24 protein-coding genes are annotated in these 22,335 nt (G+C 57.9%); 20 read left to right on the forward strand and 4 right to left on the reverse strand.

All coding sequences use genetic code 11. The annotated features are described in order from the left end of the window. Positions 1–20: 20 nt before the first annotated feature. From QBL02_RS08665 to nrdF, 7 genes are all read left to right on the forward strand, one after another. Positions 21–770: a glucosamine-6-phosphate deaminase gene (locus QBL02_RS08665; protein WP_282726016.1), complete on the forward strand. Its 750-nt coding sequence runs from the start codon at positions 21–23 to the stop codon at positions 768–770. Positions 771–848: 78 nt separating this feature from the next. Continuing rightward, the gene (locus tag QBL02_RS08670) at positions 849–2,075 is read left to right on the forward strand and encodes a pyridoxal phosphate-dependent aminotransferase (RefSeq protein WP_282726018.1); all 1,227 of its coding nucleotides are present in this window, start codon (positions 849–851) and stop codon (positions 2,073–2,075) included. A gap of 2 nt (positions 2,076–2,077) precedes the next feature. Next, entirely contained in the window at positions 2,078–2,536 is a 459-nt protein-coding gene (rlmH, locus tag QBL02_RS08675) for a 23S rRNA (pseudouridine(1915)-N(3))-methyltransferase RlmH (RefSeq protein WP_282726019.1), read from the forward strand. Positions 2,537–2,876: 340 nt separating this feature from the next. Beyond that, on the forward strand, positions 2,877–3,113 hold the full coding sequence (gene nrdH, locus QBL02_RS08680; RefSeq protein ID WP_282726020.1) for a glutaredoxin-like protein NrdH: 237 nt from the start codon (positions 2,877–2,879) through the stop codon (positions 3,111–3,113). A 93-nt stretch (positions 3,114–3,206) separates the two neighbouring features. Next, complete coding sequence (gene nrdI, locus QBL02_RS08685; RefSeq protein WP_282726209.1) at positions 3,207–3,620, forward strand: class Ib ribonucleoside-diphosphate reductase assembly flavoprotein NrdI; 414 nt, start codon at positions 3,207–3,209, stop codon at positions 3,618–3,620. Between the two features lie 29 nt (positions 3,621–3,649). Continuing rightward, positions 3,650–5,755, forward strand: a complete 2,106-nt coding sequence (gene nrdE / locus QBL02_RS08690; RefSeq protein WP_282726210.1) for a class 1b ribonucleoside-diphosphate reductase subunit alpha — start codon at positions 3,650–3,652, stop codon at positions 5,753–5,755. Positions 5,756–5,826: 71 nt separating this feature from the next. Further along, positions 5,827–6,795, forward strand: coding sequence for a class 1b ribonucleoside-diphosphate reductase subunit beta (gene nrdF, locus QBL02_RS08695; protein WP_282726021.1), 969 nt, complete (start codon positions 5,827–5,829; stop codon positions 6,793–6,795). Between the two features lie 307 nt (positions 6,796–7,102). Here nrdF and QBL02_RS08700 read toward each other — a convergent pair whose 3' ends face one another. Then, positions 7,103–7,549, reverse strand: a complete 447-nt coding sequence (locus QBL02_RS08700; protein WP_282726022.1) for an ImmA/IrrE family metallo-endopeptidase — start codon at positions 7,547–7,549, stop codon at positions 7,103–7,105. A gap of 8 nt (positions 7,550–7,557) precedes the next feature. Continuing rightward, positions 7,558–8,016, reverse strand: a complete 459-nt coding sequence (locus tag QBL02_RS08705; RefSeq protein WP_282726023.1) for a helix-turn-helix transcriptional regulator — start codon at positions 8,014–8,016, stop codon at positions 7,558–7,560. A 121-nt stretch (positions 8,017–8,137) separates the two neighbouring features. Between QBL02_RS08705 and QBL02_RS08710 the strand changes: the two genes are divergently transcribed. The 8 genes from QBL02_RS08710 (at position 8,138) to QBL02_RS08745 (ending at position 14,582) form a co-directional block, all read left to right on the forward strand. Next, positions 8,138–8,365, forward strand: a complete 228-nt coding sequence (locus QBL02_RS08710; RefSeq protein ID WP_282726024.1) for a helix-turn-helix transcriptional regulator — start codon at positions 8,138–8,140, stop codon at positions 8,363–8,365. A gap of 1,492 nt (positions 8,366–9,857) precedes the next feature. Further along, positions 9,858–10,505 carry a hypothetical protein gene (locus tag QBL02_RS08715; protein WP_282726025.1) on the forward strand — a complete coding sequence of 216 codons (648 nt, stop codon included), beginning with the start codon at positions 9,858–9,860 and terminating at the stop codon, positions 10,503–10,505. A gap of 539 nt (positions 10,506–11,044) precedes the next feature. Further along, positions 11,045–11,812 carry a M23 family metallopeptidase gene (locus tag QBL02_RS08720; RefSeq protein ID WP_282726026.1) on the forward strand — a complete coding sequence of 256 codons (768 nt, stop codon included), beginning with the start codon at positions 11,045–11,047 and terminating at the stop codon, positions 11,810–11,812. Continuing rightward, positions 11,809–12,105, forward strand: coding sequence for a hypothetical protein (locus QBL02_RS08725; RefSeq protein WP_282726027.1), 297 nt, complete (start codon positions 11,809–11,811; stop codon positions 12,103–12,105). Before QBL02_RS08720 ends, QBL02_RS08725 begins: the two co-directional genes overlap by 4 nt. Before the next feature lie 39 nt (positions 12,106–12,144). Next, positions 12,145–12,789, forward strand: coding sequence for a M23 family metallopeptidase (locus QBL02_RS08730; protein ID WP_282726028.1), 645 nt, complete (start codon positions 12,145–12,147; stop codon positions 12,787–12,789). 170 nt (positions 12,790–12,959) lie between these two features. Further along, entirely contained in the window at positions 12,960–13,670 is a 711-nt protein-coding gene (locus QBL02_RS08735; protein WP_282726029.1) for a peptidoglycan DD-metalloendopeptidase family protein, read from the forward strand. 37 nt (positions 13,671–13,707) lie between these two features. Then, positions 13,708–14,004, forward strand: coding sequence for a hypothetical protein (locus QBL02_RS08740; RefSeq protein WP_282726030.1), 297 nt, complete (start codon positions 13,708–13,710; stop codon positions 14,002–14,004). A 95-nt stretch (positions 14,005–14,099) separates the two neighbouring features. Further along, positions 14,100–14,582, forward strand: coding sequence for a hypothetical protein (locus QBL02_RS08745; protein ID WP_282726031.1), 483 nt, complete (start codon positions 14,100–14,102; stop codon positions 14,580–14,582). A gap of 287 nt (positions 14,583–14,869) precedes the next feature. Here the strand turns inward: QBL02_RS08745 and QBL02_RS08750 are convergent, their stop codons facing one another. Continuing rightward, positions 14,870–15,280 (reverse strand): hypothetical protein, encoded by a 411-nt coding sequence (locus QBL02_RS08750; protein ID WP_282726032.1) that lies wholly within the window; start codon positions 15,278–15,280, stop codon positions 14,870–14,872. A 237-nt stretch (positions 15,281–15,517) separates the two neighbouring features. Beyond that, entirely contained in the window at positions 15,518–16,684 is a 1,167-nt protein-coding gene (locus QBL02_RS08755; protein WP_282726033.1) for a PucR family transcriptional regulator, read from the reverse strand. 212 nt (positions 16,685–16,896) lie between these two features. On the opposite strand from QBL02_RS08755, the gene QBL02_RS08760 reads away from it, so the two are divergent. The 5 genes from QBL02_RS08760 (at position 16,897) to QBL02_RS08780 (ending at position 22,306) form a co-directional block, all read left to right on the forward strand. After that, complete coding sequence (locus tag QBL02_RS08760) at positions 16,897–18,249, forward strand: MFS transporter (RefSeq protein ID WP_282726035.1); 1,353 nt, start codon at positions 16,897–16,899, stop codon at positions 18,247–18,249. Next, entirely contained in the window at positions 18,246–18,632 is a 387-nt protein-coding gene (locus QBL02_RS08765) for a RidA family protein (RefSeq protein ID WP_282726036.1), read from the forward strand. Before QBL02_RS08760 ends, QBL02_RS08765 begins: the two co-directional genes overlap by 4 nt. Beyond that, the gene (locus tag QBL02_RS08770; protein WP_282726037.1) at positions 18,629–19,273 is read left to right on the forward strand and encodes an RraA family protein; all 645 of its coding nucleotides are present in this window, start codon (positions 18,629–18,631) and stop codon (positions 19,271–19,273) included. The genes QBL02_RS08765 and QBL02_RS08770 overlap by 4 nt, the downstream gene beginning before the upstream one ends. A 72-nt stretch (positions 19,274–19,345) precedes the next feature. Further along, positions 19,346–21,034, forward strand: a complete 1,689-nt coding sequence (locus QBL02_RS08775; RefSeq protein ID WP_282726038.1) for a thiamine pyrophosphate-dependent enzyme — start codon at positions 19,346–19,348, stop codon at positions 21,032–21,034. A 21-nt stretch (positions 21,035–21,055) separates the two neighbouring features. Continuing rightward, complete coding sequence (locus tag QBL02_RS08780; protein WP_282726039.1) at positions 21,056–22,306, forward strand: M20 family metallo-hydrolase; 1,251 nt, start codon at positions 21,056–21,058, stop codon at positions 22,304–22,306. Positions 22,307–22,335 lie beyond the last annotated feature (29 nt).

Raw genomic sequence — 22,335 nt, forward strand, 5'->3', positions numbered from 1 at the left:
GCGTAGAAAGAGAGTGCACCGTGCACATCAATATCTTTAGTTCAGAATCGGCACTCGCAGAGGCCGCTGCCGAACGCATCATCGCGCAGGTGCGCGAAAACGCCGAAGCCGTGATCGGCCTCGCTACTGGCGCCTCACCCGTAGCGGTCTATCACGCCTGGGGTAAGGGCGCTGCCACACTCGGTCTCGACCAGAGCCGCGTGCGAGGTTTCGCACTCGACGAATACCTTGGGCTCGACCCCGAAGACTCGCGCAGCTACCACGCAGTCATTCGTCGCGACGCCGTTGCCGGGGCTGGCTTGAACGCTGAGCTGGTGCTGATTCCGCAGGGCAGCGGCGACCCAGAAGCCCCGGCAGCATATGAACGCGCTATTCGCGAGGCCGGCGGCGTTGACGTGCAAGTGCTCGGTATCGGACGAAACGGTCACCTTGGTTTTAATGAACCAGGATCGCCCGCCCAATCGCGTACACGCGTGGTACAGCTCGCTGCCTCAACAATGGCAGACAACGCACGCTACTTTGATCGTGCAGAAGACGTGCCGACAGCGGCCATCACCCAGGGGCTCGGCACCATCTTTGAAGCGCGTGAGCTCATAGTGATCGCGGTTGGCGAAGCCAAAGCAGATGCGGTCGCAGCAGCTATTGAGGGCGAAACCACCGAAGATCTGCCCGCAAGTCTGTTGCAGAGCCACCCGAATGTGCACTGGTTCATCGACCAAGCCGCGGCAGCAAAGCTCAGTGAATCGGTGGCGCTCGTCGCTGCTGTGTAGCAGGGCTGGGCGATCCAGCGCGCGAATCTGGTGCTGCCCGGTCGGGGCGACACGCCAGATCGCAGTAGGATTTTGAACGTGCGTAACATCACCCAATCGAGCAAACTCAGCGGCGTGCGTTACGACGTGCGCGGCCCAATTCTGCAAGAGGCCGAGCGCCTTGAGCGAGCCGGATCCCAGATTCTGAAGCTGAACATCGGAAACCCGGCGCCCTTCGGATTCGAGGCCCCACCTGAGATTCTTGAGGCGTTGCGGGCAGGGTTGCCTGACGCTCAGGGATACAGCGATTCACGCGGAATCTTGCCAGCGCGCGAAGCAGTCGCGCAGCACTACACCGATCTCGGTGTGCAGGCCGTGAGCCCAGACGATGTGCTGATTGGCAACGGCGTGAGCGAATTGATTTCACTCGTGCTGCAGGCGCTCGTGAGTCCAGGTGATGAGATTCTGGTGCCCTCGCCCGACTACCCACTGTGGACCGCGCAGGTCACATTGCAGGGCGGCAACGCGGTGCACTACCCCTGTGATGAGCAGAACGGTTGGATGCCTGACCTCGCAGCGATCGAGTCACTGATCACCGATCGCTCCAAGGGCATCGTGCTGATCAACCCGAACAACCCGACGGGCGCGGTGTACTCCGCGGAGCTCGTGCGTGGTTTTGCGGCACTTGCCGAGAAGCACGGGCTTGTGCTGATGGCAGACGAGATTTACGACCATATTCTTTACGGTGAGGCGTCGCACGAGCATGCTGCACTGCACGCAACCGAGACCCTGTGCCTTACCTTCAGTGGTCTTTCGAAAGTGCAGCGAGTAGCGGGCTACCGATCGGGCTGGTTGCTGGCCTCTGGTAACCGCGAGATGGCTGCAGATTTCTTGGAGGGTCTGACTCTGCTCGCAAACATGCGGATGTGCGCGAACGTGCCCGGGCAATACGCGATTCCGGTTGCGCTCTCACCGGCATCGAACTGGTCCGGCATTGCCGAGCTGTGCGCTCCCGGTGGTCGCCTGCGTGAGCAGCGAGACATCGCGCACCGATTGCTCACTGAGATTCCGGGAGTGAGTTGTGTGCTGCCAGGCGGTGCCATGTATCTCTTCCCGAAGCTTGATCCTGCGCGCTACCCGATCGAAGACGATCAACAATTTGTGATTGACCTGCTGCGGGCCACCCATGTGATGGTTACTAATGGTCGAGGCTTTAACCTGCCGACACCTGACCACCTGCGTTTTGTGTCGCTGCCGACGGTGCCGGTGTTGAGCGAGGCCATTGGGCGGATCGCTGAGTACCTTGAGTCTGTGCGGGTTGACTAGGGATGTCGGTAAAGGTTCTTGCGGTAGGTAAGCGCCATGAATCTTGGGTGGTCGACGGGATCACTCGTTACGAGCAGCGCCTGCGCAAACCATTTGATACCTCGTGGCAGCTGCTGCCGCACTCCGCCCGTGAGGGCGAGGCTGCGCGCAGCGAAGAGTCAGATCGCATTTTGGCGAAGTTGGATCGCGACGTCTTCGTCGTGCTGCTTGATGAACGCGGGCAAAACGTCGACTCGCCTGCGCTCGCGAAAAAGCTACAGGGCGCCTTTGATGCCTCGCGCCAAGTTGCAGTGGTGATCGGCGGTGCTTACGGCGTGGACGATCGGGTGCGCGAGCGCGCTGACTTCGTCTGGAGTCTGTCAAAGCTCGTGTTTCCGCACCAACTGGTGCGGTTGATCCTCGCCGAGCAGCTCTACCGGGCGCAAGAGATTGCAGGCGGACGCCCCTATCATCACGTGTAACCCCGTGAATGTCGGTGGTTGCTCGTAGGCTTTGTCTCACCACACAAGGCCTAGTGGTGGTCGCTGAGGCTTCCACTAGATGATGTGGTTTTGGGCTCTGCGCGACACGCCGCGAAGGGGGTGTGAGTAAAAATCTTGAGGCGACTAAGAGCCTGTGGATAACTCCGCAAAATGCGCGGAATTGCGCCAGGGTTATTCCCCAATTGTATTCCAAATTCGGTGGAAAAGCTCTGTAAAACTACATTGGTGTAACTACACCATGTTGGGGTCGGGTCTTGTGTGGCACACTATATGTAGTGCCTCGGCAGAGGCGTGTAAGTTTTCACGAAAGGTCGAAATTATGGCAACAACTGTGTACACCAAGCCGTCTTGCGTGCAGTGCAACGCGACCTATCGAGCGCTTGACAGCAAGGGCATCGAATACGACATCATCGACCTTTCAGAAGACCCAGCAGCGCTCGAGACCGTGAAGGAACTCGGCTACCTGCAGGCTCCAGTCGTGGTTACCGACGACGAGCACTGGTCAGGCTTCCGCCCGGACAAGATCTCGGCGCTCGCTGACCGTCTCGCAGATTAGGTTCGGGTGGGGTCAGTGAAGCCTGAGGCTGGTTTCACAGGATCCGCAACAGCGGCAATCACTGAGCGCAGTGAAGCTGATAATGAGCAAGAAATGTCGGCACTCGTCTACTTTTCAAGCATTTCAGGCAACACTCATCGTTTCGTCGAGAAGCTAGATCTTCCAGCGAAACGCATCCCGATTTACGCAAAAGACGAACCCCTGGTCGTAGATGAGCCCTACGTGCTTATCGTTCCCACCTACGGTGGCGGACCAGAAACCAGGGCCGTACCAAAGCAAGTGATTCGATTCCTCAACGACGAGCACAATCGAAATCTCTGCAGGGGCGTAATAGCAGCGGGAAACACAAATTTCGGCGAAGCCTATGGCATCGCCGGAGACATCATCGCGAGAAAGCTGCAGGTGCCATACCTGTATCGCTTAGAACTCTTTGGAACACCTGACGACGTAAGCGCCGTCAAAGAAGGATTGGAACGGTTTTGGAATCAGCAGGGACAGCCGCAGTGATCGATCACGCTTCTTCAAAAGTCAGCGACATGGACTATCACTCGCTGAACGCGATGCTGAATCTGTATGACGCAGACGGCAAGATCCAGTTCGACAAAGACCGCGAAGCTGCACGCCAGTACTTCCTGCAGCACGTGAACCAGAACACCGTGTTCTTCCACAACTTCGAAGAGCGCATGCGGTTCCTCATCGACAACGACTACTACGAGAAGGAACTGATCGAGCAGTACTCGATCCCCTTCATCGAGAAGTTAACCGATGAAGCCTACGCAATGAAGTTCCGCTTCCCGACCTTCCTCGGTGCGTTCAAGTTCTTCACCTCGTACGCACTCAAGACGTTTGACGGCAAGCGCTACCTTGAGCGTTTCGAAGACCGTGTCGTCATGGTTGCACTGGGCCTTGCCCAGGGTGACGAAGAACTCGCTCGTGGCTACGTTCGCGAAATCATCTCGGGTCGCTTCCAGCCAGCAACCCCGACCTTCTTGAACCTCGGTAAGGCACAGCGCGGCGAGCTCGTCTCCTGCTTCCTGCTGCGTATCGAAGACAACATGGAGTCGATTTCACGCGGGATCAACTCGTCGCTACAGCTCTCAAAGCGCGGCGGCGGAGTAGCACTCTCGCTCTCGAACATTCGTGAGTCGGGCGCGCCGATCAAGAAGATTGAGAACCAGTCTTCAGGCATTATTCCCGTCATGAAGCTGCTCGAAGACAGCTTCAGCTACGCAAACCAGCTCGGCGCACGTCAGGGTGCCGGCGCGGTGTACCTGAGCGCACACCACCCAGACATTATGAAGTTCCTCGACACCAAGCGTGAGAACGCCGACGAGAAGATTCGTATTAAGACGCTCTCGCTGGGTGTCGTGGTGCCAGACATTACCTTCGAACTCGCGAAGAAGAACGAAGACATGTACCTCTTCTCGCCATACGACGTTGAGCGTGTGTACGGCGTGCCATTCGGTGATATCGCCGTGAGCGAGAAGTACTACGAGATGGTCGACGATGCACGCATCCGTAAGACCAAGATCAGTGCGCGTCACTTCTTCCAGACCATCGCTGAACTGCAGTTCGAGTCGGGCTACCCATACATCGTGTTTGAAGACACGGTGAACCGCGAGAACCCAATCAAGGGTCGCATCAACATGTCGAACCTCTGCAGCGAGATTCTGCAGGTGAACACTCCAACCAGCTACAACGATGATCTGAGCTACAACAAGATCGGCAAGGACATTTCTTGCAACCTTGGCTCGATGAACATCGCAATGGCAATGGACGGCGACAACTTCGGTGGCGCAGTTGAACTGGCGATCCGTGCGCTCACCGCGGTGAGCGACATGAGCCACATCTCTTCGGTGCGTTCGATTGAAGACGGCAACGACAAGTCGCACGCGATTGGTCTTGGCCAGATGAACCTGCACGGCTACCTGGCGCGCGAGCACGTGCACTACGGCAGCGAAGAAGGCATCGACTTCACGAACATCTACTTCTACACGGTGCTGTTCCACGCGCTGCGCGCATCGAACAAGATCGCGATTGAGCGCAAGCAAGTATTTGAGGGCTTCGCCGACTCGAAGTACGCTTCGGGCGAGTTCTTCGACAAGTACACCGAGCAGGAGTGGGCGCCAGCAACCGAGCGCGTGCGTGCGCTGTTTGCTGACGCAAACGTTGATATCCCAACTCAGGCTGACTGGCTTGAGCTGAAGGCAAGCGTGCAAGAGCACGGTATCTACAACCAGAACCTGCAGGCTGTGCCGCCAACCGGTTCAATCTCGTACATCAACAACTCGACGAGCTCGATCCACCCGATCGCCTCGAAGATTGAGATTCGCAAGGAAGGCAAGCTGGGCCGTGTGTACTACCCAGCTCCGTTCCTCACGAACGACAACCTCGACTACTACGAGGATGCCTACGAGATCGGCCCGGAGAAGATCATCGACACCTACGCTGCGGCAACTCAGCACGTGGACCAGGGTCTTTCGCTCACACTGTTCTTCAAGGACACTGCAAGCACCCGTGACATCAACAAGGCGCAGATCTACGCATGGCGCAAGGGCATCAAGACGATCTACTACATCCGCCTTCGCCAGATGGCGCTTGAGGGAACCGATATGTCGGAGTGCGTCAGCTGCATGCTGTAATTCTTGAGAAGAAACACTCTCTCAAGAACTACCGCAGCTCACCGGATTTCTTATAACTCGAAGAAGGAACGATGAACTTCAAGCTAGGCCATGCTGTTCAGGCGATTAACTGGAACCGCATCGAAGACGAAAAAGACCTCGAGGTCTGGAATCGTCTCGTCAACAACTTCTGGCTGCCAGAGAAGGTGCCGCTGTCAAACGATGTGCAGTCGTGGGCGACCCTGACCGAAGACGAGAAGCTGCTCACCATGCGCGTCTTCACCGGCCTGACCCTGCTCGACACGATTCAGGGCACCGTAGGCGCGGTGTCACTGATCCCAGACGCGATCACCCCGCACGAAGAAGCGGTGTACACGAACATCGCGTTCATGGAATCGGTGCACGCAAAGAGCTACTCGTCGATCTTCTCGACGCTGTGCTCGACGCAAGAGATTGACGACGCCTTCCGCTGGTCGACTGAGAATCAGTACCTGCAGAAGAAGGCGCAGATCATCGTCGACTACTACGAGGGCGAGGACCCGCTGAAGCGTAAGGTCGCTTCAACGCTGCTCGAATCGTTCCTGTTCTACTCAGGCTTCTACCTGCCGATCTACTGGTCGAGCCGCGCAAAGCTCACCAACACGGCAGACCTGATCCGACTCATCATTCGTGACGAGGCCGTGCACGGATATTACATCGGCTACAAGTACCAGGTTGCACTGGCCAACGAAAGCGAAGAGCGCCAGGCAGAGCTCAAGGACTACGTCTTCTCGCTGCTCTTTGACCTCTACGAGAACGAGGTGCTTTACACGCAGGACCTCTACGACAACGTCGGTCTCACCGAAGACGTCAAGAAGTTCCTGCACTACAACGCCAACAAGGCGCTGATGAACCTCGGCTACGAGCCAATGTTCCCGAAGGAAATGACCGACGTGAACCCAGCGATCCTGTCGTCGCTCTCGCCAAACGCCGACGAGAACCACGACTTCTTCTCTGGCTCTGGCTCGTCGTACGTCATCGGCAAGGCAGTCGCCACCGAAGACGAGGACTGGGACTTCTAAAAGCCCTCGTCAAAGCATCTGATACAAAAGCCCCGCGCTTTACTTCGAACATCATCGGAGTGAGTGCGGGGCTTTTTGCGTTCCTGACACGCTTGCTGATCAAATCGCTAGAGAAATTGCGCGAGCATCACTCCGCGGCCGCTACTGCGTCAATGTCTGCATCAAACCAATCTGCCTAAACACCAAGAGCTATTGCCGTCGAAGCGTGACCCAACATGCGCTGAACCCCCTTCGCGTTCGGGTGCCTGGCCGGAGCAAGATCTGACCCGAACGCGCCTTTACTGTTCTTGAGTTGAATAGACGCCGATTACGCAGTCACTTTCAATGCCCACTGCCCCACACCCATTTTCGCGTTGAAGTAGACGTCGTTGCCGATGCGTTGCATGGTTCGTTCGTAAGCTTCTACGATCCAGTCCATAACCTCTAGCTCCTGAGCGATGGCTTCTGTGTTCGTGCCGAATCGTGACTCTGCGGCCGAGTATGAGTTGATGTCGATGAGAAAGTGAGCTGCCCACTCATCTGCGCGGCGTTCGTCCTTATCGTCGTAATGGCCAAGAATCGTGCGCCGGTCGCCACGAATCATATGAGCAAGTTCGTGGGCCAAAACCGAGCGTTCGAGTCGGTAAAGCATTCCGGGTTGGAGCCGGATGGTGCGTGAATCGATGCTGCAGTCTCCGTCCCTGTCGAGATGCGTGAGGTCTGCGTATTCGATTCGCACGTCTAGCGACTCTGCCAGATCGTACAAGTGCTGCAATATGACTCCTAGTCGAAATCTACTTCGCCGCGGTTCTTGCTCCGCTTCTTGGCTGCCAGATCGTGATCGCTTTGTCGGGGTGAATCAGCAGTATCCCCCGAGCCACTGACACTGGAATCTTGAGGGGTGGTTGGCGAACCCTCGAACATCACTCTTCGAGCGCGCGCTCGGTCCATGAGTGCGGTCAGTAACTGCTCATCAGACGCTTCACCAATTGTTACTTCTGCGTAGCTCTCTGGGGAGGGGGCGAGGTTGCCAGTTCCAGCACCTAGCCCAGCTCGAATGCGCCGACCGGTCAGGTGTTCTTCTAATACGTCAAAGACCTGATGCTCTGACTTTCGAGGAACGCCGTTCGCTTCCCAGTTCACGATGGTCCTATGAGACACCCCAAGCCTCTCCGCAAGCTGTGCTTGGGTTAACCCTGCCGCCTTGCGCGCTGCCTGAAGTTGCATCCATGTAATTGGCATATCTACAGGATAGGCAAGTGTAGGCAATAAGTGCAAGATAATTGCTAATTGCTGGCTGCATTAATGAAAAATCTTCTTGCCACAGTTGCTACTTATTGCCATTCTTGCCTAATCTGGTTACATGCTTACAAGAAATTTGAACGGCGCAGCAGTAGCCGTAATTCGTGAACTAATGGGAATCCGCAAAGGCGAGTTTGCTCGACGCTGCGAGATTGATCCTGGTTATCTGACAAAACTCGAAAACGGCACTCGCCAACCGTCACCGGCAGTGATGCGACGAGTTGCTTTCGCGCTCGGTGTATCAATTGAAGTCGTTTCGTACCCTGTCACTGTGGAGCTGGCTGCCTAATGTCCATTCAGTACTCACACGAATCCGAAAAATCTAACCTGCCGAAAGAGCTCTCGGGGCTCACCGGCCTCGCTCGGTCGGCTGAAGAATCTTCGCCATATGCGGAGGCGGTTCCTATTTCATAAAGTGCCAGGAACTCTGGCTGTTCTCGGCAACCGTGCCGAGATTTATCGAACTATCGAAGAATGACCGGCTGAAGTCAGATCATAAATCTTCATCGTTTTGGCGGTAGCTGGGCTACTGCATACCCAAAAACGGGGCGTACGACCTCGAAACCGTGCGCCTCACTACATGGCCTAAACAGCCGTCCCATCGTCACGAGTGCCCCTTTCACCGGGCGTGCCATGACTGACATTCAGGGACCGAACTTAATACAAGAAAACTCGCGTGGAGAGCGTGGCCAGAGTTGTGACTGGTCGCATCTGCTTGAAGCCGTGGGGAGCCGTTGCGGAGTGGTCTGTGCGGCAAGTCGAGGCGGGTATGTCCCCGTCGTGCCACTTGAACCTGTCGGTGATGGTGCTTCTGACCCTGTGCGGGGTCAACGATTTTCAGCCGGCCTGCCCTCACTGGGCACCCAAACACTCGGGGGATATCGAGCGGACGTGTTGGCGGCGCGTAGAAGGGGCATGCGGTTGGTGCGCGCCCCGGGGAAAGGCCGCGCATGCATTGCGGGTTCAACTCCCGTTGCCTTCATCTACGGCCCGGTGATGTCGGTGTTATAGGTGCAGCGTATTCACCTATCCCGCAGATTCTCGAGGAGAAATTATGAACAAGTTGAACGAAATGCTGAATAGCGAATTGTCCATGAGCGAGCAGCTCAAGGAGGAGGCAGCGGAATGCCAAGGAGCCGATGATGCGTAACCCATGGCATTGGTCGTGGCTGCCAGTACTAGTCATGCTGGCGATGTTGTGCACGGTAGTCGTCTACTTCGTGGTGACGGGGCCGGGCTCATGAACGGATGTTCGCTACTTGGCTATGCCGTGATGTTGGCGCTTGTGTGCGCCTGGTATTCGAAGGAGACGAAAGCGCGATGAGTGATTTCAGTACGCCAGTGAGTTTCACCGGTTCGACTGGGGCCGGTCTTTATGGCGTGACAGTGCCTACGCACAAGACTGCGTGCGTGAACAGCAACAATCCGTTTGGTCATTCGAGTGAATGTCCCTGTCGGCGGAAGGCTCAGTCGGTGCCGCACGAGGCGGAGATGTTCGAAGCTCAGGGGGAACCCGACGATGGTCTGTTCGCGTTGCGGGATGCGGCTTGATGGCCGACGAAGAGCAGATCGAGGAGAAGTCGTCATCGCCGCCATATGCGACGGCGTTGCTCTGGCAACAGTAACGATGCCAACTCGGAAAAGCGAACACCCGACTGTCTGCCTCAATAGGCATCGTCTCTGTAACGAACATCAACTCTAAAGTGCCGGGCGACGAGCTCGAACGCTGCCGGTTCATTGAAATACCGGAGAACGCAACATTTGGAACACCAAGGAGGATCATGGAATCAACTGAGCGTGCTGTGGTGCGGCTCACAGAAGCACACACTGAACACGAGGGAGGCAAGGCGGTTGAGCGCGGACCACTGCTTGTTGAGCTCGCAGAGTCAGCGACATCGCAAGGCGCCCGGGGGAGTGGCGGCGGCGGTGCTGGTATCCCCATCAATCTTGGCGTGATCGCTCTACAAGACCACATCGCGGGCAAACTGAAACAAATGCAGCTTGCGCTCTTCATGCGCCAGATCAAAGACCCCATCGAGGCAACCATAGCCGTCTGGGCCCATGCGGTCACCGAGCGCCACAGAGGGCGAATTGATGACGCCAGCTGGGGGTGGTTCGTCCGTGAGTTTCCCGACTGGGTGCATCGCATCACCGAGGAAGTATCGCCACCCTCCTCAATCGAGATGATCGCACCATGCCCGAGTTGCGGAGAAACAAGGGCGGTCGTCCGCGGCGACTCGGTAACGGCTGTCGTAGTGAAGTGGTATCCCGAAGAACTCAGCCGAGCGCCAATCGGCAAGTGCCGGTTCTGTGGGGCCAAATGGGTCGGCTGGGGCGCAATGCACTACACGCTCGATGTAGTGGATCGTGGCGCGCTCGCGAAACTCGGAATCGATGTTTCTGTGTTTATTCCAAAAACTCTGCTATAGTAGAAAGCAGTTCGGATAACTATGTCCGAAAACAGGCTCTGAATCTCGAATGATTCGGGGCCTTTCGTGTTTCTTAGGGCGGATCACATCGGCTCGCACTGCCCACGGTCGGATCGCCCAGCGGCAGTGAGCTCTCCACCGCGCGGTCACGCCATGATCGCCAGCGATCCTCGCGCTGTCGGGATAGCCCTTACCAAGCCGCCTCTGGTGCAGAACTACCGTATTCCCGGGCTGAACACCGGTGGCCGTCCATACGTCCTTCCGGACAACGGGGATCAACTTTGCGCAAGCCGACTTGATCCCTTCATCCACAGCAAACATGCGTTGCCACCGACGCCATCATGAGCCCGGCTATTTCTTGCGGCGGGACATGCTGCCTCCGCGTCATGAAGTCTGCACTTGCTTGGACGTTGCGTACGCGCTGTCTGCGGGATTGACATGCACGCGCTAAACGCTTGTTCGCTTCGGGCAGTCGAAACCGTTTCTAGTATCGAGCTTCGCTGCTGCGGAGTCTTCCTCGTCTGGAGAAAGGAACTGGGTTGGAATCCTTCTATTCGAATCCTGATCTTGATGACGGTTTCGCTGCGACTGCAGGTCGTGCTCGCCCGCATCGTGGTCTTGACTTTCCGAAGCGTGAGGGTGAGCGTGTGCCTGCTTGGGCTGCGGGTATCGTCGTCGTTTCTGAATATCACTCTGGTCTGGGCTGGGTGGTGGAGATCGACAGTGGCTCCGTGTTTTCCGGCTATTGCCACCTCTTCAGGCAAGGCCTCCCCGTTGGAACTGTTGTTGGTCTCGGGGATGTGATCGGGTATGTCGGGAATACCGGCACCGAATCGTTGGGGCCACACCTACACACCACGGCGGGGAATCGTCGAGGGGCAGTGTTCGGTGCGTCAATGGCGAACCTGCAAGATCCTTGGCCCATCATCCAGGCCACCACGAACAGATCCGCTCGGGCGGAGGAAGAAGACGAAGATATGCCTGATTCGATGTATGCCGTTGTCGACGGTGTTCAGTCTTGGTGCTGGATCAACTGGGCGACCGGGAAGGTGTTCGCGTGCCATACGCAGGCGGAAGCCAACTGGGTGGCCGGGTATATGGGTCCTACGAAGAAAAACTTCTCGAAAGATTCTGACAAGGGTGCAGAACGGTACAAGAACCTACTTGCGATGCTCGGTATCCTCGCGCCCGAGGTTGAGATTTTCGGTGGCGCCCTCTCCGAGACAGATCTGAAACGAATCCGCGAGCAGGTCGACGCCGGCGTTACCGGCGCGCTTTCCGGACTCGCGCAGAAGGCAGCCGTATGAGCGAAGACTCCGAGTCCTACTCTCAGGCCGAGATTGTTCGGCTGCTCAAAGGTCTCTCAGACGATCTGCGCGATCTTCGCGGTGAAGTGCATGCGCTCGGTACGACTTTTGTTACTCGCGCAGAGCTTGCCGCGTGGCAAACCTCGTATGACCGTGAAGTGAAAGAGCTCAAAGAAAACGCGAAGCCAGTGAAAGTGTCCGGTTGGACAGTCGCTGGCTTTTTTGTTGCCGCTTTGGTCGGGCTTGGCTCGCTGCTAGGTCTCGCGATCACGCTCATCACAGTTCTCAAGTAAACCGAGACAACTCGTCTCACAACAAAGAAAGGAGAAGAGGTGACTCTGCCTTTTTATAGAAATCCCGATCTAGCAGATGGGTTCGGCGCTACTGCAGGACGCTCCCAACCGCACCGCGGACTGGACTTTCCGCATGCGACAGGAACACCTATTCCGTCCGTTAACGCAGGTGTCGTAGTCGTATCCGAATGGAGTTCTGTTCTTGGATGGGTCGTGGAAGTGAGGGGCGACGACGGCGTGTATCTGGGCTATTGCCATATGAACACTCAAGGACTGGCCGTCGGTACTCGTGTAGCTGTCGGGTCCATTATCGGGCCCGTTGGAAACACTGGTTCGGCCTCATTCGGTTCGCACCTGCACATTACCAAGGGAGACCGTCAGGGGGCCGTTTTTGGCGCCTCGATGTCTTACCTATCTAACCCCTGGCCATACATTCAAGCCGGCGGATCAATTACAAACCCAACTATCGAAGGAATTAAAATGCCAGCACTTATCCGCCTCCCAAATGGCAGCATCGGCTTTGTCTCTGACTCAGGCGAACTGGACTCAATCGGCGACCTGAATGAGGTCGAGTCGCTGAAAGCAACTATCGTGCCGCAGGGCTGGATTCAGCTGAACGACACCCTCATCTGGGACAAGCTTGCCTCGCGCACCGCACGTCTGCGAGCAGCTCGAGCGGCTTAGTTCCTGGTTGCTCACCTGATGTGCCAATCGCATACGTCCGAGCGGATCGTTTCAACTCGATCCGCTCGGACGTATGCGTACCCGCAACCGAATCGACGGTGTCTATGCCGCTTAGGTCTCGCACTAGGGCGGTTTAGTCATTTGTCTCACAAACAAGAAAAGAGGGGAATATGACAAGACTCGTATGGCCAAATGGCAGTAGCACGACGGAGCCGATTCGATCTGATGATTGGGGCTGGCGGACTGGCTATTCGCGCCCATTTCATACGGGCCAGGACTGGTACTCGATTGGCTCTTTGAAAGCAATCGGCGCTGCAACTGTGGTTGAAAACCATTGGGGAGGCTGGGCTGGGTGGCAGGTGCTTCTGCATCTTGGCTCAATTGACGGAGTTGAGACGTGGGCGCGGTACTGCCACCTCGCTTCTCAACCAGCACTTCCCCTAGGCACCAGTCTTGCGATTGGCGCGACTGTCGGACAGGAAGGCAACACGGGTGAATCCGAGGGCAACCACTTGCATCTTGAGATTTACCAGGGCGCAGTCGATCGTGGCGACGGCAGTGGGCCGGCGTCAACTGTAAATCCACGAACATTCATCAGGAATCGGCTTACCGGCAGTGATTCAAACACAAACCCAGTAGAAGAGGTAAACATGTCAAACCCTATTGTTAACGTAAAACCAGACACCGTATGGATCGGACGTGCGGACGGCACGTTCGAAAAGCTCGACCAGTCGGCGGTGCTTGCCATGAACACTCGAGGAATCATCAGCCACGTTTTCCTTGGCCTGCCTAACGGCAACAGCGACATTATTCCTTCGGTCTCTGCTGCAGACTTTGCTGTTGTCAAGAAGGTCTGGGAACAGATGTGCCGCGGACGTTAATCACAGGCCAGAGAAATCGTACCGGATGGAGGGATTGATGCAGATCCAGTCGATTCGAACTTTTGTTGCTGCCTTGGTGGGCGTGCTCCTGGTGCGTCTTGTTGCTGCTCTACCAGCGGTTGCTGCTGGACTGGCTTGGGCTGATGGCGTGTTTACTGAGGCTGGCTATGCTGGCATCTCGGCACTCGCCCTGGTCCAGGCTGTCGTGACTGCTGCCGTGATCTTGGCGTACCAGAAGGTCGCTCAGCGACTTGGTGACCGCTGGCCGAGTGCTGAAAAGTGGATGCTTGGTTCATCCGCGCGCCCGAGCTATATGCCGCGTTACGGTAAATAATTGAATATGAAAATGCCCCCGGACTCACCCTTGTGGTGGGTTCCGGGGGCATTTTTTGCATGCCCGATATCTAGCTAGCTCCACAAACTCTTAAGATGAAGTATCAAATGCCGGAGGAAGGGGTAACGAAATTGCTCGGAATGAAAGCAACTGGAGTTGTTGCAGCGGTGTTTCTGCTGGTGGGCTGCGCGACCACAGGGCCGACCCCTCAGCCTGTAGAGACCAGCAAGGTGCCTGTTGAAACGCCTGTACCCGAGCCCGTGCCAACTCCGGAGCTGATTACCTCCGACAATTTCTATGACATTTGCGTCGCTCAGCTCACCGCCCATGATTACGTTCGTGATGAGGCTCCGGTGCGCACCATCGCCGCAGAATCTGATTCTCTTATCGTGCAGCGAGCAGACGGCATGGTCGTCATGGCGGCCCACGGTACAAATGAGAACGGAGATACGACGCTTATCTGCGGCGCAAAGGGTTATGTTGATGACCCGGAATGGCATCAGTTTGGTGCCAGCCTTCGGATGACAGATGCGCAGATCCAGGAACGCATCGATTTGATCGGTAACGAGAGTGCTTAATTTCTGATTCCGCAATTCATCTACCACTCGCCAGTCACAGCGAGGTCAAACTCATCTATCGTGCATGCCTCGATTATTTGGGTCGGGCCCTGAAGATCGAACGCCCTGTTCGCTATGCCTCAGAATGCGGCCCGCATGACTCCAGGCTGCCGAGTCAAAGATCAGGCCCACGTTGTATTTGTTTGCGGCGTGGTGTTGTGACGGCTTTTGGGTAGAGGCGCACGAAGGGCCGTACGCGGGGAGGCCGGCGTGTGTGAGCGCTTGCTTTGTAGCGGTTGACGAGGCCGCTACTGATACCAGGTGTTAAGGTCGCGCCGCACTTCTTTTAGCGTTGGCTGTTTTGGCTGGGCTGAGGGGCGCTGGCTTTGAGCCGGGCGGTCACTATTCTCGCCGAGTTTGTTTCTGTGCGAGCGGCCGAGAGCAGTCACTGAGATGGGGATCAGGAAGAGCGCTACGCCTCCGCCTAGTGTGTTGAGCGCGTCGTCCCTCTGGTTGTTGACTTCTTCTGCGTGCCACGCATGTGCTTCAGCAGCGCTGGGTGTATCAAAACCGCTGCCGTGGGCTGCTGCCATTTCTTTGATGGCTTGCCGCGAGTCATAGTTGTAGTGACTTTCTACAGATTTGACCCACATGAATCCGCCCAGCGATATTACGAGCACGGGAATGCCGTATAGCAGGATGAGGGCTGGGTTCTTCATGCTCTCAGCATAGGTGGAAAAGTGCTGGTCGACAGTCTATTTTTTCTGAGAAAATAGCATGAATACGCGCTTTTGTAATGAGAAAGTGATCATTTGTCGGCTTGCGTTAACGTTGCCTTAACTGGTGAACAACAGTCTTTCGCTTTCTTGTGAATTTTCGTATTGTCCCGAGCGAGAACTGGAAGTCTGTGGGGAAACTCGTTTTGGTTTTCCAGGACTCTACGAATCTTTACGCGGCTAGCTTGCTTCGGTGCGTGGGGGCACTCCGCTCCCTGCCAGCGCAATCAGCGCCCGGGCAGCGTCGCGCGGCACGGTGGGGTCCATGCCGGTGAGGTCGTGGAAGGTGCGCAGCCGGTTCACCACGGTATTGCGGTGCACAAAGCCGGTTTCGGCGGTCTGTTTCACTGAACCGGTCTCGCAATAGGCCAAAAACGTTTCGATGATGCGTGAGCGGTCACCGGGTGAGACCGAATCCAATCCAGAAAGCGCAGCGGGGCTGAGCCCGGGTAGCACCGACGAGAGCGTTGCCGCTGCCACGGGCGGCCACAGCTCGTGCTCGTCGCTGAGTCTCCCTGCGGGCGCGTATGGCGCGAGCCGGTGGGCGAGGCGCGCTGCTTCGGCGACGCCGCCGAGTCCGGCAATTTCGTCAACCACCACACCTCGCGTTGAGGCGAGCGGGTGTTTGCCGAGTGCTTCTGGCCGCGGCCTCACAAAGAGCACGCCATCGTCGAAGTCCCAGAGCAAAAACCGGGCTCGGGTGTGTTGCAGGTCGGCGATCAATCGGTGTGCTTCTGTTGCCGAGGCTGACGGGACTAGTACCACTTCATACTCGGCGTCGAGCGGCAGACCGAGTTCAAGTGCAACTTCGGCGGCGACTTCTTCAGGTTGCTCTGCGGCGAGCAACTTTGCGATTGCTCGGGTTTCGGCTGCTCGGGTGTCGAGTGCAAGGGTTTCAAGCTCATTTAGAAATGCGACCTGAACCTCGCCGATGTAGTCCTCAACCACTGAGAGCACGACCTCTGCGTGGGCAACGAGTAGCGCGGTGTCTTCGGGCGATACTACGCGCGTGAGGCCGGCCCAGAGCACCCGGTAGTCGAGGCGCACGGCTTCAAGCAGCCGGTCGCGATCTACGCCCTGCCGCGCACGGCGCACACCGAGTCGGTGGGGTAGGTCTTGCAGTTCGTCGGGCAGTGGTTCTTCGCTCAGTTCCGTGATGAGCAGCGTCAGGGTTTCGCGGGCGGTTGCCCGAATGTCTGCCGAGGAGACGTCTTCGTAGCCGCTGCCCATTGCGCGAAGTCGCACTTCGAAGTCGTCGACGAGAGCGTCCATGTCGCCGCGCAGGTCGGCGAGAGTGGTGTTCCACCAGCTGCATTCGGTTTCGCTGTTTATTGTTGTGTGGTGCACTCGGCTCCTCCCTCGATAGCGCGTACTCCCATAGTATTGAATTTTCACACACTTAAGAGTACGTTTTTGAGGTTAAATCTGATTGTGACTGTGCAAATGCCTAATTTGACTGGTAAACCGTGTGCGAATGTCGGTTGCCGGTCTCTCGGGAACAAGCGAACGTAGATAGGTGGGCCAGTGAAGTGCCCAACACGTATTCCATGGAGGAAACAATGACTGCACAGCTAGCTACGGACGAGGCTGTCCCCAACGCGCGCCTTGACCAGTCCAAGATGCGAAAAATCGCTACGGCGAGCGTCATCGGGACGACTGTCGAATGGTACGACCTGTTCTTGTTTGGTACAGCCTCAGCGCTCGTCTTCAACCAGGTGTTCTTCCCGAACCTGCCACCTGCCGTCGGCACGATCCTTGCCTTCCTGACCTTCGCTGCGGCCTACGTCGCACGTACGCTCGGTGCAATCCTGTTCGGTCACTTCGGTGATCGTCTTGGCCGCAAGTCAATGCTGCTGATCTCGCTGCTCACCATGGGCGCCGCGACCCTCGCGATCGGCCTCGTGCCCGACTACAACACGATCGGCCTCGCCGCTCCGTTTATCCTGCTCACCCTCCGCATCATCCAGGGCCTCGCGCTCGGTGGCGAATGGGGTGGCGCGGTGCTGATGACCGTTGAGCACGCTCCAGAAGACAAGCGCGGTTGGTACGGCTCGCTTGTGCAGGTTGGTGTGCCATTCGGTACCCTGCTCGCAAACGTTGCCTTCCTCATTGTTACCGCTTCGGTCTCGCAGGAAGCTCTCATCTCGTGGGGCTGGCGAGTACCGTTCATCGCTTCGGTGCTGCTCGTTGCGGTCGGCATTTACATTCGTTTGAACATCGAAGAGACCCCAAGCTTCCAGCAGGTTCGCGAGCAGGGCGCAAAGGCCAAGCTGCCTTTCGCTTACCTGATGAAGCACTACTGGAAGCAGGTTATCCTCGGTGGCGTTGCAACGCTCTCGACCGGTTCGACCTTCACCCTGATGGTTGCCTCGGGCATGAACTACGGCACCAGTGAGCAGGGTTTCTCGGCAAACCTGATGCTCTGGGTAGTGCTCGTTGCCTGCCTGCTCGGCCTGTTCCTGATCCCGTTCTTTGGCAAGCTCTCTGACAAGTACGGCCGCAAGCCAATCATCGCGGCAGGTATCGCGGCAGAAGCGCTGCTCGCCTTCCCGTTCTTCTGGCTGATCAACACCGGCGAGGTCTGGGCAGTGTTCCTTGCGTACGGCCTGATGATGATCGCCTTCTCGGCAAACTATGGTCCAATCGCCACCTTCCTCGCAGAGCTCTTCGGTTCAAAGGTTCGTTACTCGGGTCTGTCGATCGCGTACATGCTTTCGGGTCTGCTCGGTTCGGCGATCACCCCAGCGGTTACCGTCTGGTTGCTTGATCTCACCGGCCAGAGCGATTCGATCGCCTGGTACATCGCGGCTGCTGCGGCGCTGTCGTTCATTGCACTCTTCCTGCTGAACGATAACCACAAACGCGACATCGACCGCGTTGGCGCGACCTCGGCAATCTCGGTCGACCATTGATTCGCCGGATCGACTCGGCGCCGGGGCTTGCCCCGGCGATCGGACCCTACTCGCAGGCGGTTGTCGCGAACGGTTTTGTGTTCACGACGGGCCAGGTGCCGTTCCACGCGGACGGCACCGCGCCAGCGGAGTTTGAAGATCAGGTGCGGGTTTGCATCGAGAATCTACGCTCTGTGCTTGAGACTGCCGGTTCCGGCCTGGACCTGGTGGTCAAGGTGAACGCCTACCTCACCGATGCTGCGCAGCGCGATCCCTTCAACCGGATCTACGCCGAGTACTTTGGCGAGGCAAAGCCGGCGCGTACAACCGTGTGCGTTGACATCTGGGACATTCCGTTCGAGATTGAGTGCGTTGCGGTCGTTCGAGAAGGGGCAGAAAAATGAGTCGATCCAGAAACGAATTGATTGAAGCGCTCAAGAGCGTTGAGATTCCTACGCTCGGTCACTTTCTGGAAGACGGCTTTTGCGATCAGGATCTTCGCCCGATCAATAGTGCCCCCCAGATGGTCGGCCGCGCGCGCACCCTCGACCTCACGCAGCCCGACGCCTTCGCGGTAAACCGTGCGCTGCTTGCGCTCGAGCCCGGTGACGTGCTCGTGATCCGCGTTGCGGGTCGCGGGCACGCCCCGGTCGGCGCTGTTACCGCGCACGCTGCTATCGCGCAGGGCGCTGCAGGCATCGTGGTCGATGGCCCCGTCACCGATCAGGCCGCTTTGCGTGAACTGCAGGATCGTCTGCCGGTGTTCGCAACCGGGCTCACCGCCCGCACCACAAAGCGATCGGGCGCTCTTGCCGGTGAACCAGATGGCGCGTTGGATCGGGCAATCGAGATTGCCGGTGTCACTGTGCGCCCAGGCGATCTGGTGCTTGGTGATGCGCAGGGCATTCTTGTGCTTGGCCCCGAGGGTCCTGGCGACGAGGTGCTTGACGCCGCGCTCGCTTCGGATGCCGCCGAGCCAGCGCTTGTCGCCCGCATCGAGTCGGGGGAGCCGCTTTCGGCGATCCTCGCCACTAGCAACGCGTAAACCGCGTACTACCGCAGACTGACACTTCGAAACCCGCGACGAACGTTCGCAACGCTTCACAAGGAGAGCATCATGACCTCGCAGCACGCACCAGCACCGCACTCGGCCGGACACCTCATCGTTCGTACGCTTGAGGCGCACGGCATTAAGCGTGTCTACGCGGTGCCAGGCGAAAGCTACCTTGATGTGCTTGATGGCCTGCACGACTCGGGTGTTGAGACCGTTGTTTGCCGCCAAGAGGGCGGTGCGGGGTTCATGGCGCTTGCCGAAGGCCGACTTACCGGTCGCCCAGGTATTGCGATGGTCACTCGCGGCCCAGGTGCGGCGAACGCAATGATTGCCGTGCACACCGCCTACCAAGACGCGACACCACTGGTGCTGTTTGTTGGCCTCGTGCCAGTGAACGACCGCGAACGTGACGCGTTCCAGGAGTTCTCGCTGACCGGTTGGTTTGGCTCAACCGCGAAGCGTGTCATGACTATTGACAACCCTGACCGTGCAGGCGAGCTTGTCGCTGAGGCAATGCGCATCGCAGCCTCGGGTCGCCCCGGCCCAGTGGTGATCGGGCTGCCAGAAGACGTGCTGGTGTTGCCAGCGACGCCAGCGGTTGCGTTGCCAGTTGCCGCCCCAGCCCCAGCGGTACACCCGGCCGAGATTGATGCGCTCGTTGCTCGCCTCGCTGCCGCAAAGCGCCCGGCGATTGTCACCGGTGGTGACGGATGGCACGAGGGTGTTGGCGCCGAGCTGATCAGCTTCGCTGAAGCCGCAGGCGTGCCAGTGTTCTGCGATTGGCGAGCCTACGACGCTGTGCCACACGCCGGTGAAGCTTGGGCAGGCTGGCTCGGCTACGGCCGCACTGACGCTGTCGCCGAAGGCTACATCAACGCCGATCTGCTGGTGTTCGTTGGCTGCGGTCGCGCCGATGTGCTCAGCGACGGCTACACCCAGGGCTTCAACGCAGAGACAGTGCTTGTTACTGCCGACCCTGACGCCACTATGCACTCGGGTCGCACCGATCAGCACGTGCTGGCTACTCCCGCAACGTTTGTGCAGGCACTCGTGCAGGCTGATCCAGCGTCGGCTCGTGGCGATCGCGATAACTCGTGGATGTCAGGCCGTGCCGAGGCACAGCGCCAGACCGAAGCGCACCGTCCCGACGCGTCGATTGATGGCGTCGCGCAGCAGATGGACCTCGGAGTTGCTTTCGGTGAACTTGATGACCGTCTCGCTGGCGAAGCTGTGCTGACCTTTGGTGCGGGCAACGCAACAATCTGGGCGCACCGGTTCGTGAAGCATTTGCAGCCGGCGAGCCTCGTCGGCGCGCGAAATGGCGCGATGGGTCTTGCCGTGCCAGCTGCAGTTGCTGGTTCGCTGATCTTCCCCGAGCGCAACGTCGTGGCTGTCTGCGGTGACGGCGATTTCCTGATGAACGGTCAGGAAATTGCGACCGCTGTCGCGCACGGCGCAAAGCCACTCGTGATCGTGATCGACAACGAGATTTACGGCACCATCGTGCAGCATCAGGAGAACCACTACCCGGGCCGCCGCTCTGGCACCCGCATGGCGAACCCTGACTTTGCAGACTGGATGCGCTCATTCGGTGGCCACGGTGAGCGCGTTGAGCGCACCGAAGAATTTGGCCCCGCACTTGATCGTGCGCTCGCAGCTGACGCGCCAGCGCTGATCCACATACTTATTCCAGACACCATCATGCCGCCGGCATCGAGTGACGTCGCGGCCACCGGCATCGCCCGCGACTGAGCGATTCGAAAGGACTGAAAAATGACTGACCAGAATCTGGCCGAATCGTTCCTCGCTGACTGGGCGATCCACTCGCAATTTGGCGCGGTAGAGGGCACCAACGGTGTTGAGCGCCAGGCGGCAAGCGCCGCCGACGGTGAGCAGCGTAAATGGTTCGCTGAGCTGCTTGAATCGCACGGCTTCACTGTGCAGAACGATGCAATTGGCAACCAGTTCGGGTTGCTTGAGCTTGTTCCGGGCGCACCGTATGTGCTTACCGGATCGCACATGGACTCGCAGCCAACTGCGGGGCGCTTCGATGGCGCGTATGGTGTGATGGCGTCGGCACACGCGTGTTTCCGGGTCGCAGATGAGCTGCGCGCGAACCCCGAACGAGCCAAGTTCAACCTGGCCGTTGTGAACTGGTTCAACGAGGAAGGTTCACGTTTCAAGCCATCGATGATGGGTTCGAGCGTGTTTACTGACAAGCTTGCACTCGAAGAGGCGCTCGCGACTGAAGACCCAAAGGGCATCACTGTGCGTGACGCGCTCGATGAGATTGGCGAGCGCGGCGATTTTGCTGGGCTCGATGTCGCTTCGTACGCTGAAATTCACGTGCAGCAGGGGCGCAGTATGGAGGAAGACGGCGTCGCCATTGGCCTCGTCAACGCTACCTGGGCTGCGCATAAGTATGATTTCCGGGTCAAGGGTGAGCAGGCTCACTCGGGTTCGACGCTGATGGTAGATCGCCGCGATGCGTTGCTGGGTGCTGCCCGCCTTGTCGTCGCAGCGCGCGAACTTGTCGACGAGTTTGAGCCAGAAGCACTGCACACTGCGTGCGGTGAGCTCACGGTGTACCCGAACTCTCCTGTGGTTGTTGCAAGCGAGGTGCGCTTGCTGCTCGATCTGCGCTCACCAAGCGCCGAGGTGATTCGTGCAGCGCACGAGCGCCTGATGGCCGTGATTGAGCGGGTGCAGCGCGAAGATCGTGTCGAAATCGAGATTGTTGCAGAGCACAGCTGGGATCAGAACCCCTACCAAGAAGAGGGCGTTGCGCTTGCTCGCGAGGTGGCCGAGGATCTTGGCCTCACCCACGACAGGGTGATGACGGTGGCTGGCCACGATTCAACTAACATGAAGGATCTCGTGCCGACCGTGATGCTGTTCGTGCCAAGCGTGAACGGTGTCTCGCACAACCTCAACGAATACACCCGCGATGAAGATTTGATCGCTGGGATTGACCACCTGACCGGTGTGATCGGCAGGCTTGCTGCTGGTGCGCTCGTCGACTAGTCAGCGTACAAAACAAAAGAGGGCCGAGT

Origin of the sequence: Leucobacter sp. UT-8R-CII-1-4 (genome assembly GCF_030010235.1) — a bacterium.
Taxonomy (GTDB): domain Bacteria; phylum Actinomycetota; class Actinomycetes; order Actinomycetales; family Microbacteriaceae; genus Leucobacter.

What these genes read in the sequence shown, in the direction of transcription:
- QBL02_RS08745 (WP_282726031.1), top strand. Translation starts at nt 14,100, where the DNA reads ATGAAGTATCAAATGCCGGAGGAAGGGGTAACGAAATTGCTCGGAATG.
- QBL02_RS08705 (WP_282726023.1), bottom strand. Translation starts at nt 8,016, where the DNA reads ATGCCAATTACATGGATGCAACTTCAGGCAGCGCGCAAGGCGGCAGGG.
- QBL02_RS08770 (WP_282726037.1), top strand. Translation starts at nt 18,629, where the DNA reads ATGAGTCGATCCAGAAACGAATTGATTGAAGCGCTCAAGAGCGTTGAG.
- QBL02_RS08735 (WP_282726029.1), top strand. Translation starts at nt 12,960, where the DNA reads ATGACAAGACTCGTATGGCCAAATGGCAGTAGCACGACGGAGCCGATT.
- rlmH (WP_282726019.1), top strand. Translation starts at nt 2,078, where the DNA reads ATGTCGGTAAAGGTTCTTGCGGTAGGTAAGCGCCATGAATCTTGGGTG.
- QBL02_RS08775 (WP_282726038.1), top strand. Translation starts at nt 19,346, where the DNA reads ATGACCTCGCAGCACGCACCAGCACCGCACTCGGCCGGACACCTCATC.
- nrdH (WP_282726020.1), top strand. Translation starts at nt 2,877, where the DNA reads ATGGCAACAACTGTGTACACCAAGCCGTCTTGCGTGCAGTGCAACGCG.
- QBL02_RS08750 (WP_282726032.1), bottom strand. Translation starts at nt 15,280, where the DNA reads ATGAAGAACCCAGCCCTCATCCTGCTATACGGCATTCCCGTGCTCGTA.
- nrdE (WP_282726210.1), top strand. Translation starts at nt 3,650, where the DNA reads ATGGACTATCACTCGCTGAACGCGATGCTGAATCTGTATGACGCAGAC.
- QBL02_RS08740 (WP_282726030.1), top strand. Translation starts at nt 13,708, where the DNA reads ATGCAGATCCAGTCGATTCGAACTTTTGTTGCTGCCTTGGTGGGCGTG.
- QBL02_RS08760 (WP_282726035.1), top strand. Translation starts at nt 16,897, where the DNA reads ATGACTGCACAGCTAGCTACGGACGAGGCTGTCCCCAACGCGCGCCTT.
- QBL02_RS08715 (WP_282726025.1), top strand. Translation starts at nt 9,858, where the DNA reads ATGGAATCAACTGAGCGTGCTGTGGTGCGGCTCACAGAAGCACACACT.
- QBL02_RS08780 (WP_282726039.1), top strand. Translation starts at nt 21,056, where the DNA reads ATGACTGACCAGAATCTGGCCGAATCGTTCCTCGCTGACTGGGCGATC.
- QBL02_RS08725 (WP_282726027.1), top strand. Translation starts at nt 11,809, where the DNA reads ATGAGCGAAGACTCCGAGTCCTACTCTCAGGCCGAGATTGTTCGGCTG.
- nrdI (WP_282726209.1), top strand. Translation starts at nt 3,207, where the DNA reads ATGTCGGCACTCGTCTACTTTTCAAGCATTTCAGGCAACACTCATCGT.
- QBL02_RS08710 (WP_282726024.1), top strand. Translation starts at nt 8,138, where the DNA reads ATGCTTACAAGAAATTTGAACGGCGCAGCAGTAGCCGTAATTCGTGAA.
- nrdF (WP_282726021.1), top strand. Translation starts at nt 5,827, where the DNA reads ATGAACTTCAAGCTAGGCCATGCTGTTCAGGCGATTAACTGGAACCGC.